The 11143-nt window shown below is 63.6% G+C and carries 9 protein-coding genes and 1 pseudogene; 6 read left to right on the forward strand and 4 right to left on the reverse strand.

Features of this window, described 5'->3' with window-relative positions; all coding sequences use genetic code 11:
• The coding region (locus MOV74_RS19240; RefSeq protein WP_246925654.1) for a cysteine rich repeat-containing protein at nucleotides 1-367 on the reverse strand (367 nt) is incomplete at its 3' end.
• 156 nt (nucleotides 368-523) lie between these two features.
• The gene (locus tag MOV74_RS19245; RefSeq protein ID WP_246925655.1) at nucleotides 524-1525 is read right to left on the reverse strand and encodes an NADP-dependent oxidoreductase; all 1002 of its coding nucleotides are present in this window, start codon (nucleotides 1523-1525) and stop codon (nucleotides 524-526) included.
• A gap of 212 nt (nucleotides 1526-1737) precedes the next feature.
• Here MOV74_RS19245 and MOV74_RS19250 point away from each other — a divergent pair, with 212 nt between their 5' ends.
• Nucleotides 1738-3036 carry a dicarboxylate/amino acid:cation symporter gene (locus tag MOV74_RS19250; RefSeq protein WP_246925656.1) on the forward strand — a complete coding sequence of 433 codons (1299 nt, stop codon included), beginning with the start codon at nucleotides 1738-1740 and terminating at the stop codon, nucleotides 3034-3036.
• 9 nt (nucleotides 3037-3045) lie between these two features.
• Nucleotides 3046-4002 carry an amino acid ABC transporter substrate-binding protein gene (locus MOV74_RS19255; protein WP_246925658.1) on the forward strand — a complete coding sequence of 319 codons (957 nt, stop codon included), beginning with the start codon at nucleotides 3046-3048 and terminating at the stop codon, nucleotides 4000-4002.
• A 158-nt stretch (nucleotides 4003-4160) separates the two neighbouring features.
• Here the strand turns inward: MOV74_RS19255 and MOV74_RS19260 are convergent, their stop codons facing one another.
• Nucleotides 4161-4973 (reverse strand): RimK family alpha-L-glutamate ligase, encoded by an 813-nt coding sequence (locus MOV74_RS19260; protein WP_246925659.1) that lies wholly within the window; start codon nucleotides 4971-4973, stop codon nucleotides 4161-4163.
• 369 nt (nucleotides 4974-5342) lie between these two features.
• On the opposite strand from MOV74_RS19260, the gene MOV74_RS19265 reads away from it, so the two are divergent.
• The 3 genes from MOV74_RS19265 (at nucleotide 5343) to MOV74_RS19275 (ending at nucleotide 8579) form a co-directional block, all read left to right on the forward strand.
• Complete coding sequence (locus MOV74_RS19265; protein ID WP_246925660.1) at nucleotides 5343-6116, forward strand: ferredoxin--NADP reductase; 774 nt, start codon at nucleotides 5343-5345, stop codon at nucleotides 6114-6116.
• 418 nt (nucleotides 6117-6534) lie between these two features.
• Nucleotides 6535-8238 (forward strand): FMN-binding glutamate synthase family protein, encoded by a 1704-nt coding sequence (locus MOV74_RS19270; protein WP_246925662.1) that lies wholly within the window; start codon nucleotides 6535-6537, stop codon nucleotides 8236-8238.
• Nucleotides 8239-8339: 101 nt separating this feature from the next.
• Entirely contained in the window at nucleotides 8340-8579 is a 240-nt protein-coding gene (locus tag MOV74_RS19275; RefSeq protein WP_246925664.1) for a PilZ domain-containing protein, read from the forward strand.
• Nucleotides 8580-8648: 69 nt separating this feature from the next.
• On the opposite strand, the gene MOV74_RS19280 is transcribed toward MOV74_RS19275, so the two are convergent.
• Nucleotides 8649-9944 (reverse strand): hemolysin family protein, encoded by a 1296-nt coding sequence (locus MOV74_RS19280; RefSeq protein ID WP_246925666.1) that lies wholly within the window; start codon nucleotides 9942-9944, stop codon nucleotides 8649-8651.
• A gap of 243 nt (nucleotides 9945-10187) precedes the next feature.
• Between MOV74_RS19280 and MOV74_RS19285 the strand changes: the two are divergent.
• Nucleotides 10188-11143, forward strand: a pseudogene (locus MOV74_RS19285) (methyl-accepting chemotaxis protein); the annotation flags it as partial.

The raw sequence follows: 11143 nt of genomic DNA on the forward strand, positions 1-11143 counted from the left end.
GCTTTGCCGCGGGGGCGGCATCAGCCTTCGGCGCGGCCGGCGCGGTTTCCGCCTTGGGCGCAGCTTCAGTCTTTGGCGTGGCGGGAGCGGCTTCCGTCTTCGGAGCCGCAGCGGGCTCGACGGCGCGAACCGCGGTCTGGCATCCCGATGACAGGCTCGACATGTTCTTCTTCAGGCATTGATACGCTTCCACGCCGCCGGGCGTGACGCTCGCGCAGTGCGCCATGAAGTCCGACCGGCATGCGGACCGGATGGCGCCCTTCTGCGCCTCGGTCGGCGCTTGTGCGAATGCGGGTGCTGCAGTTGCGAACAGTGCCGCCGCCAGCAACGCCGTGCGGGCTGAGACTTGTTTCAACGTGTTGAACATAGGATGAATTCCTGCCCTGTCGAAATCTTTTGACAATCAATCAAAGTCGCGCAATCGCAGTCGTCGCGAAGTGATGCCTCGCGAGCGATATCATTGGCCGCTTCCGCTTCTACCGCAAGTAGATATTGCCGACGCAATTGCGACGTAACTACGTCGTCAGAGCTTGACCATGCGCTTGCCGCGGTTCTCGCCCGCGAGCAATCCGATCAGCGCCTTCGGCGTGTTCTGCAATCCGTCGATGATGTCTTCCTGCACCTTCAGCTTGCCGGATTTGACCCAGGCCTGGAGGTCGGCGAGCGCGCGCGGGCTCTCCTTCATGTAATCCATCACGATGAAGCCCTGCATGACGAGCCGCTTCACCACGATCAGTCCCGGCACGCCGCGCGGTCCGTGCGCCGAGGGCGCGCCGTCATATTGCGAGATTGCGCCGCAGCAGGCGATGCGGCCGTAATTGTTCATCTGCGGGAGGCAGGCTTCGAGGATGTCGCCGCCGACATTGTCGAAATAGACGTCGATCCCCACAGGGGCAGCGGCACGGAGCGCCTTGAAGACCGCGCCGTCCTTGTAGTCTACGGCGGCGTCGAAGCCGAGCTCGGAGGTGAGCCAGTTGCACTTGTCCGCGCCGCCGGCGATGCCGATCACGCGGCATCCTTTGATCTTGGCGATCTGTCCGACGATCGAGCCGACCGAGCCCGCGGCCGCGGAGACCACGACCGTCTCGCCCTCTCTGGGCTTGCCGATCTCCAGCAGGCCGAAATAGGCGGTGAGGCCGGCGATGCCGAACACACTGAGCAGATGCGTCATCGGCTCGAGCTTCGGCATCTTGGTGAGATGCTTGGCCGGCACCGCCGCATATTCTTGCCAGCCGGTGTCGCCGAACACGATGTCGCCCGCCGCAAGCCCGTCGGCCTTCGAGCTGACGACCTCGGCAATGGCGCCGCCGGCCATCACGCTGTTGGCCTCGACCGCGGAGCGGTAGGTCGCGCCATGCATCCAGGCGCGGTTGGCGGCGTCGAGCGAGATGTATCGCACACGCAGCAGGGCCTCGCCGTCTTTTGCCTCCGGGGTTGCGCTCTCCACCATCTTGAAATGCTCGGGGCCGAGTTTGCCGCTGGGCTTTTCCACCAGCAGAATTTGGCGATTGATGTTGCCGCTCATGGCGTTTCCCTCTTTGATTGTCTTGACGATTATTGATGCAGCCGCCGCAAGCAAAACGTGCAGGCGGCATGCGTTGTGCGCTGCATGAAGGCTAGATCGCGGCGTTCCTTTTCACAACGGGAACATCCTGAAAACGCGATCACACGCGAAGCGTGTTGCGTCGTTGTGATATCTGCGACATCATGAAGCGCCGGTGTACTTGGGGGTCAACGATGTCGAACAGGTTCACGCAATACATTCTGGCCGCGATGGTGCTCGGCATCGTCATGGGATCGGCGATCTACAACTTCCTCCCCGACACGCGCGCCGACTGGGCCTCCTCCATCAACCTGATCGCCATGATGTTCCTGCGCCTGATCAAGATGATCATCGCGCCGCTGGTGTTCGCGACCCTGGTCGGTGGCATCGCCCATATGGGATCGGGCTCCAAGCTCGGCCGCATCTTCGCCAAGACCATGGGCTGGTTCATCAGCGCCTCCTTCGTCTCGCTGCTGCTCGGCCTCGTGATGGTGAACCTGCTGCAGCCCGGCGCGAACTTCCCGGGCACGCTGCCGCAGGCGGGCCAATCGACCGGCCTGCCGGTCTCGGCCTTCTCGATCGAGAAATTCCTGACCCATTTGATCCCGACCTCAATCGCGGATGCGATGGCGCAAAACGAGATCCTCCAGATCGTGATCTTCGCGGTGTTCTTCTCGGTGGCGATGGGCTCCATGCCCGAACGCTCGAAGCCGATCCTCGCGATGATCGACGACGTCGGCCACATCATGCTGAAGGTGACGAGCTATGTAATGCTGTTCGCGCCGCTCGCGGTGTGGGCCGCCATCACCGCGACGGTCGCCAAGAACGGCCTGCTGGTGCTCTGGAAGCTCGTCGTCTTCATGGGCGGCTTCTATCTCTCGCTGGCGATCCTGTGGACGATCCTGGTCATCGTCGGCTTCATCGTGATCGGGCCACGCTACAGCCATCTCTTGAAGCTGGTCCGCGAACCGCTGATGATCGCGTTCTCGACCGCGAGCTCGGAGGCGGCCTATCCGAAGACGCTGGAGGCGCTCAACCGCTTCGGCGCCTCGTCGCGCATCTCGAGCTTCGTGCTGCCGCTCGGCTATTCCTTCAACCTCGACGGCACGATGATGTACTGCACCTTTGCGGCCGTCTTCATCGCGCAGAGCTATCACATCGACATGCCGCTCGGCACCCAGCTCGCGATGCTGGCAACGCTAATGATCACCTCCAAGGGCGTCGCCGGCGTGCCGCGCGCTTCCCTCGTCGTGATCGCCTCGACCTTGGCGCAGTTCAACATCCCCGAGGCGGGCCTCTTGATGATCATGGGCATCGACACCTTCCTCGACATGGGCCGCAGCGCCACCAATGTGATCGGCAACACCCTTGCGACCTCGGTCGTGGCCAAATGGGAAGGCGAGCTCGGGCCCGAGCATGCGCTCGGACCCAGTGACGTCGTGCCTGATGACATGGTGCCGGGCGAAGTGCCCGCGATGGCCGGCCATGGGTAGGAGTGAACCATGGGCCAGATATTGGCGAGGTCGCTGACCTCAAGCCGGCTGTGGCTGGCGGCGTCGTTGTTCGCGACCTCTTTGTCGGCGACGTCGTTGTTCGCGAGCTCGGCGCTCGCCCAGACTGGCGGCGAAGGGCTGAGCCCGACGCTGTCGGCCGTCAAGGCGGCGCACACCGTGCGGCTCGGCTACCGCGAGAGTTCGCCGCCATTCTCCTTCCTCGACCAGTCGGGCCGCCCGATCGGCTACAGCCTCGAGCTCTGCGAGGCGATCGTCGAGGAGATCGGCGTCGAGGTCGACGATCCCAATCTCAGAATCGACTATGTCAGGGTCACCTCGGACGACCGCATTGACGCCGTGCTCCAGAACAAGATCGACCTGGAATGCGGCTCGACCACGGCCAATGCCGAGCGCGGCAAACGCGTCGCCTTCTCGCCCTTGATGTTCGTCGCCGGCACCAAGCTGATGGTGCCGAAGGCGTCGAACGTCGCTGCGGTCACCGATCTCAAGGGCAAGACCGTGGTGGTGACCAAGGGCACCACCAACGAGCAGGCGATGCATGCGGCCGACAAGAAGTTCTCGCTCGGCCTCAACATCGTCACCGCGAGCGATCACGAGCAATCGTACCAGATGCTCGCCGAGGGTAAGGCCGATGCGTTCGCGACCGACGACATCCTGCTCTCCGGCCTGATCGCGCGCCACAAGGCGCAGGACAAGTTCCGCGTCACCGGCGATTATTTGTCCTACGATCCCTACGGCATCATGTTCAGGAAAGGCGAGCCGCAATTGTCCGCATTGGTCGAGCGCGCCTTCCGCAAGCTCGGCTCCAACCGCGACCTCGTCCCGCTCTACAACAAATGGTTCACCGCGAGGCTTCCGACCGGCGAACGTCTGAACGTGCCGATCTCGCCGCAGCTGGAGGAAGCCTTCAAGGCGATGGACGATTCCGCCAGCGCGAATAATTAGAGGCGATTGCCTCTGTCCCCGTCATCCTGAGGTGCGCGCTCGGCGGTGCAAGTGCACGGCCGAGCAAGCCTCGAAGGATGAACGGCCGAGCTGTCAGACGGGCCGTCGTCGTTCGAGGGCCGCTGAAGAAGCGACCACTTCAGGATGACGGCAATAGGTCAATGCTCGCGGCGCACTTCACCAAACACCCGATCCAGCGCAGCGTCATATGTTGCTTGCACCAGCTCCGGATGCAGCTTGCCCAGCGCCTCCATCATCACGCCGGAATTGATCTCCAGCACGCGCCAGGTGCCATCGACGCGCACCAAATCGATTGACGCAAAGATGATGCCGATGGCGCGCGCGGCATCGATCGCGAGCTTCACGCAGACCGCGCGAGCCGCGCCATCCTCCAGCAGCACCGGCTTTGCGCCGGCATCGAGATTGTGTCGCCAATCTCTGCCGCGCCGCTTGCTGTAGACGACAAGGGGCACATCACCGAGCTGCACGACACGGACCTCGTCCTCGATTGCCAGATAGGGCGAGATCACGAGGCCGGCGCTCATCGAGAAGACGTCGCCGGCCGCGTGGTCGAGTTCCGCCTCCGTCGTCACCTTGAACACCGAGCGCCCCGATGTCCCCTCGTTCGGCTTTACCACCACGCCTAGCGGATGGTCGTGGAGCAGCTCGAGCATTGCATCGCGCCAGCTGGGGCCAACAACATTCTTGCCGAGCTTCGGGTTGAGGAAGAGGTGATGGGGAACGCACGGCACGCCCTCAAGCGTCAGCGCTTCGGCCGTGGCCGATTTGTCGTTGGCGAGGCGGTGCGCGATGGCGCTGTTGAGGCCGATGTCGTAGCCGAAGGCGAAATGGCGCGCCTCGCCCCGGCGCATCGCGATCAGCCAACCGCCGGCGCGGACATCGACGACGATGCCGTGGTCCGCGCAATAGCGCCTGATCGCCTGAACGAAGATTCGCTCGCCGCTTGCCATCTCTGCTGTTCCTGTCGCCGAAAGCCGCAAAAACACGGGCAATAGCGCCAACCGCGCGGAAAATCAGAGCTATTCTTAATGAAATTCTCGCGAGCGCGACGGAAATTAAGTGCTGCAATCGAGCCTTGGAGGGAAAAGAAATTGCCCTCCCGGCATGGCAGGCAGCAGATTCATTAATGATGCGGCCAATTCCGCCGCAAATGCCGGTTTGATCAGCGTCAATTGCATCCGAAACGAGGTTGATTATTGGTCTCAATGGCGTAGATCACACACGCGAAATCCTCCGCCATGGCAATGGTGTCCGCCCCGATTTCTGGGCCGGGCAACGCTTTTGCCCTAAAACCGCAATTATTCGGAATATCGAAAATCATGAGCGCGTTTTACCGAGAGAAGGTTCTTTCCGTTCAGCACTGGACCGACACGCTGTTCAGCTTCCGCGCCACGCGCGATACCGGCTTCCGCTTCCAGAACGGCCAGTTCGCCATGATCGGCCTCGAGATCGACGGCCGTCCGCTGCTGCGCGCCTACAGCATGGCGAGCGCCAACCACGAGGAAGAGCTCGAGTTCTTCTCGATCAAGGTGCAGGACGGCCCGCTGACCTCGCGCCTGCAGAAGATCAAGGAAGGCGACACCATCCTGGTCGGCCGCAAGGCGACCGGCACGCTGATCACCGACAATCTGCTTCCCGGCAAGCGGCTGATGCTGCTCTCGACCGGGACGGGCCTTGCGCCTTTCGCGAGCCTGATCAAGGACCCCGAAGTCTACGACCAGTTCGAATCCATCGTGCTGGTGCACGGCTGCCGCCAGGTTTCCGAGCTCGCCTATGGCGAGAAGCTCGTCGCGTCCTTGCGTGAGGACGAGCTGTTCGGCGAGCTTCTCGCGGACAAGCTGATTTACTACCCGACGGTGACCCGCGAGCCGTTTAGGAATCGCGGCCGCATCACCGACCTCATCAGCTCCGAGCAGATCTTCAACGAGATCGGCCAGGGTCCGCTCGACATCGCGACCGATCGGGTCATGATGTGCGGCAGCCCGGGGATGCTGGAAGAGCTGAAGGTGATGTTCGAAGGCCGCGACTTCATCGAGGGAAGCGGCAACAAGCCCGGCCATTTCGTGATCGAGAAGGCCTTCGTCGAGCGGTAAGCTCGGTTGAAGAAGTGGCGTGATCGCGCGCCACACGCAACTCGTCGTCCCGGACAAGCGCAGCGAAGCGGAGCGCAGATCCGGGACCCACAACCCCAGCGAGGGTTATGGTGCGAGCTGGTCACCACGAGGCTTCGTCAAATAACTTCCTTTGGTTATGGGTCCCGGGTCTGCGCTGACGCTTGCCCGGGACGACAGCTGAGCTTGTGGACTGCATTGGGGCCCTTGCGCAGCCCCTCCAGGGGCCGGTGGCACGCCCTTTCTTCCTCCCCCAACCCCCTTGCTGCACCGCACCCCGCCCATCGGGCTGATTGATTTGTCTCGGCCGAATTCGCTAGCCTGAAACAAGGGCCGCGTCATATCCGTATGACAGGCGAGGGCGTATCGTACCGCCTCATGCTGGCGAGAGGATCGGATCGTGGCCGACGACAACAAGACGCAGGAATCCTCCCAACACCCATCCCCCAAACGCCTGCCGCTGGCGGAAGAGGGGATCATGGAAACCCTGCTGCTGCCATTCTCGCCCCGCTTCATCGTGCTGACGATCTGCGCGGTCGTCACCGCGCTGTTGATCGGCATCGGCATCGCCGACCGCAAGATCTTCGACATCCTGCTGGTGCCGATCCTGATTTTCGGCGCGCTGACGCTGCTCGGCGTCCGCGATCTCCTGCAGAAGAGCCACGCGGTGCTGCGCAACTATCCGATTTCGGCGCATATCCGCTTCCTGCTCGAAGAGATCCGCCCCGAGATGCGGCAATATTTCTTCGAGAGCGAGAAGGACGGCATGCCGTTCTCGCGCGACACCCGCGCGGTGGTTTATCAGCGCGCCAAGATGGAGCTCGACAAGCGTCCGTTCGGCACCCAGGAAGACGTCTACCGCGAGGGCTATGAGTGGATGCATCACTCGGTTTCGCCGAAGACGCATGCGGCGGAGAAGTTCCGCATCGGCATCGGCGGCCCCGACTGCAAGAAGCCTTATTCGGCCTCGGTGTTCAACATCTCGGCGATGAGCTTTGGCGCGCTCAGCCCCAATGCCGTGCGGGCACTCAATGCCGGCGCAAAGAAGGGCGGCTTCGCGCACGACACCGGCGAGGGCGGCGTCAGCCCCTATCATCGCGAGATGGGCGGTGACATCATCTGGGAGATCGGCTCCGGCTATTTCGGCTGCCGTCATCTCGACGGCACCTTCGATCCCGAAGCGTTCGCGCGCGTTGCCGGCGACGACCAGATCAAGATGGTCGAGCTCAAGGTCAGCCAGGGTGCCAAGCCCGGCCATGGCGGCGTGTTGCCGGCCGCGAAAGTCTCGGAGGAGATCTCCAAGATCCGCGGCGTCGCGATGGGCGAGGACTGCATCTCGCCGGCCTCGCACCGCGTCTTCTCCACGCCTGTTGGCATGATGCAGTTCATCGCCGAGATGCGCCGCCTCTCCGGCGGCAAGCCGACCGGCTTCAAGCTGTGCATCGGCCATCCCTGGGAATTCCTGGCGATCTGCAAGGCGATGCTTCAGACCGGCATCTATCCTGACTTCATCGTCGTCGACGGCAATGAGGGCGGCACCGGCGCGGCGCCGCTGGAGTTCATGGACCATCTGGGCATGCCGATGCGCGAGGGCGTCAGTTTCGTCCACAACGCGCTGATCGGCATCAATGCGCGCGACCGGATCAAGATCGGTGCCTCCGGCAAGATCGCCACCGCCTTCGACATGGCGCGGGCGATGGCGATCGGCGCCGACTATTGCAACTCGGCGCGCGGCTTCATGTTCTCGCTCGGCTGCATCCAGTCGCTGAGCTGCCACACCGATCGTTGCCCGACCGGCGTCGCGACCCAGGACCCGACGCGTGCGCGAGCGCTCTACGTTCCGCTCAAGATCGACCGCGTGCACAATTATCACCACGCGACGCTGCATTCGCTGACCGAGCTGATTGCCGCCGCCGGCCTCGAACATCCGCAGCAGCTGCGCCCGATCCATTTCAGCCAACGGACCTCGACGACCCAGGTGCAGTCCTTCGCGCAGCTCTATCCGGCGCTGCGTCCGGGCGAGCTGCTTGAAGGTACCGAAGACCCGCGCTTTCGCGACGCCTGGCGGATGGCGCAGGCCGACACGTTCCAGCCGGCGCTGTGAGCGTCGCCCCGGCCGGCAGGGTGGCTGGCCCCGGCGCGTAAATTCACCGCGAGCGGGGCTGCGTTTAATGCTTGATTCAACTTTGGGTGTAGATTGTGCCCATGGACGAACGGCGCGACAAGGCGAGGCATCGCGTGCTGAAGGCCGGAACGATCGAGTTCGGCGGCGGCGCGATCGACTGCACCGTTCGCAACCTGTCCGACGCCGGCGCGGCGCTCGACGTCACCAGCCCGGTTGGCATCCCCGAGCATTTCACCCTGTTCGTCCCGGCCGACGGCAAGCACCTGCTCTGCACAGTGGTCTGGCGCAAGGAGAAGCGGATCGGGGTGAAGTTCGGTTGAGGGTGCGGGTTGCGGCCTGACGCTTGTCCGGGACGACAGCTTAGATTGGATTTCGCCCCGCCGTCCAATTTACCCCGTCTCGACCTCGTTCAACCGGCTCGCCAGGATCTTGTCGATGCGCCGACCATCGAGATCGATCACCTCGATATGCCAGCCGCCGAAGTCGAAGGCATCGCCCGTGTCAGGCAGCGCGCTGAACTGTTGCAGAACCAGGCCCGCCACCGTGTTGTAGCGGTGCGGCGGTAGTTCGACGCCGAGCAACTCGCCGAATTCGTCGACCGGCATCCAGCCGGAGATCAGCAGCGAATCGTCTGCGCGCCTGACATAGGCCGGCTCCGGCGGTCCCGCTTCCGAATGGAAGGCGCCGACGATCGACTCGAGGATGTCGGCGGCCGTCACCATGCCTTCGAAGCCACCGTATTCGTCGTAGACGAAACCGATGTGAACCGGAGCAGTTTTCAGGATGGTCAGCACGTCGCGCGCGTCTGCCGACGCCGGGATGCCGGGCGCCTCGCGCACGAGCGCGCGCAGGTCCGGTGAGCGTTCGTTCATATAGGCGACCAGCAGGTCCTTGGCCTGGACCACGCCGATCGGCTTGTCGCGGTCGCCGTCGGAGACGGGAAAGCGCGAGTGCGGGCTCTTGGCGATGATCTCCTGGATGACGGCCAAATCGTCGTTGAGGTCGATCTCGTCGACCTCCGTGCGCGGCGTCATGACCGCGCCCACCGGCCGGTCGCCGAGCCGCATCACACCGGCGATCATCTCCTTTTCGCCGGGCTCGAGCACGCCTGCGCTCTCGGCCTCGTTGACGAGGTGATGGATCTCGTCCTCCGAGACCTTCTCCTCGGACTTGCCGCCACGGCCGAGCAAAGTGAGGATCAGCTTGCCGGAGAGATCGAGCAGGAAGACCAGCGGCAGCGAGACCTTCGCAAGCACGTGCATGGCCGGCGCAACCCTCACCGCGATGCTCTCGGGATCGCGCAACGCCACCTGTTTCGGCACCAGCTCGCCGACGATCAGGGTGGCGTAGGTGATGAGCGTGACCACAAGGCCGACGCCGACGATGTCGGCAATGCCGGGGGACAGCCCGAACTCGAGCAGCCACTGCGTCAGCCGTTGTCCGAGCGTGGCGCCCGAGAATGCGCCGGAGAGCACCCCGACCAGCGTGATGCCGATCTGCACCGTCGAGAGGAATTTGCCGGGATCTGCTGCCAGAATCAGCGCCCGCTCGGCGCCGCGAACGCCCTTGGCTGCGAGCAGCGACAGCCGGGCCGGACGGGACGAGACCACGGCGAGCTCGGACATGGACAAGAGGCCGTTGATGACGATCAGGACGACGACGATGGCAAGTTCGACCGAGAGCATTGACGTTCCGAGGTAAGGGAGTGTGGCCGGATGGGCGGCACCTGCCTTGATATAGGTATTCGGCGAGGAAATGCCGTCAATTTTGCCGCATTTGGCGCCCGCGGGAACTGGGCGCGGTCTGATGAGCTGCCCGACAAGCTCGCGCGTGCGTCCGTGGAACTACGGGACACCATGTTTAACGGGCTCTTAGTGGGCGGCGGTTAGGTTTTCGCCATTGCAGAAGTGTATTTGGGGAAACGCAAGATGCGGATCGGGAAGCTTTTCGCGCTGTCCATGCTGACGGTGACGGTTTTTGCAGTCATCCTGGGCGCGGAGGTCCTGATACCCCAGGCACGCATCTTCACGAACCGCTCCGACGCGATCAAGACCGTCGATGCCTTTGGTGCGATGCTGACGGTCAGCCAGCACGTCGCCGGCCTTCGCGCCCCCTACGTCGGACCGATGTTCCAGGAAGGCGTTGCGACGCAGGCCCAGCTCGAAACCGCTGCAAAGGCCGCGAAAGCCGCCGATGCCTCCTTCGAGGCTGCAAGGCGCACCATCATGGTGCTGGATGACGGCGGCACGATGGTCGAAAACATCGACCGCGCCGCACGGCGGCTGAAGGAGGTCTACACCGCGGCAGATCGTACGATGGGCGTTCCTCTGGCGGCGCGCGACGGTTCTGTGATCAAAGGCTTCCTGCCCGGCGTTGCCGAGGTGCTTGCCACCATCGAGCCGACCATGAACCGGCTTGAAGCCAAGGTCATCAGCGCGGATTCCTCGCTTGCGTCGTTGCTGCGCCTGGCACGGACGGCGCAGGATCTGCGGGTTGCGGCCGGCAGCCGTGCAGCCACGCTGTCATTCCCGCTGTCCGCACGCCGGCCATTGACCGCCGCCGAAGCTTTGCTGATGGATCGCATGCAGGGTCGTGTTGAAGCCGACCGCGAGCGCATCGAGGCCGGCATCGATCAGCTCGGCAATCCGCCCCGCCTCGTCGCGGCGTTCAAGGCCGCCGTGGAAGCGTATTTCGGAAAAGCAGCGCCGATCATCGACAAGGAGATGCCCGCGGCGCGCAGTGACGGCAAATATGTACTCGGCGCCGATGAACTGGCGACCGTCATCGTGCCCGCCATCCAGATGTTCTACGGCGTGCGCGATGCCGCGCTGGCGGAAGCGGCCGAACGCGCCTCAGCTGCGCGCGATGGCGCGCTGGCGATGCT

The organism is Bradyrhizobium sp. SHOUNA76 (genome assembly GCF_023006445.1).
GTDB lineage: Bacteria > Pseudomonadota > Alphaproteobacteria > Rhizobiales > Xanthobacteraceae > Bradyrhizobium.

Excerpts from the sequence above, each read along its gene's own strand:
- MOV74_RS19245 (WP_246925655.1), bottom strand. The coding sequence starts at position 1,525 with ATGAGCGGCAACATCAATCGCCAAATTCTGCTGGTGGAAAAGCCCAGC.
- MOV74_RS19250 (WP_246925656.1), top strand. The coding sequence starts at position 1,738 with ATGTCGAACAGGTTCACGCAATACATTCTGGCCGCGATGGTGCTCGGC.
- MOV74_RS19255 (WP_246925658.1), top strand. The coding sequence starts at position 3,046 with ATGGGCCAGATATTGGCGAGGTCGCTGACCTCAAGCCGGCTGTGGCTG.
- MOV74_RS19260 (WP_246925659.1), bottom strand. The coding sequence starts at position 4,973 with ATGGCAAGCGGCGAGCGAATCTTCGTTCAGGCGATCAGGCGCTATTGC.
- MOV74_RS19265 (WP_246925660.1), top strand. The coding sequence starts at position 5,343 with ATGAGCGCGTTTTACCGAGAGAAGGTTCTTTCCGTTCAGCACTGGACC.
- MOV74_RS19275 (WP_246925664.1), top strand. The coding sequence starts at position 8,340 with ATGGACGAACGGCGCGACAAGGCGAGGCATCGCGTGCTGAAGGCCGGA.
- MOV74_RS19280 (WP_246925666.1), bottom strand. The coding sequence starts at position 9,944 with ATGCTCTCGGTCGAACTTGCCATCGTCGTCGTCCTGATCGTCATCAAC.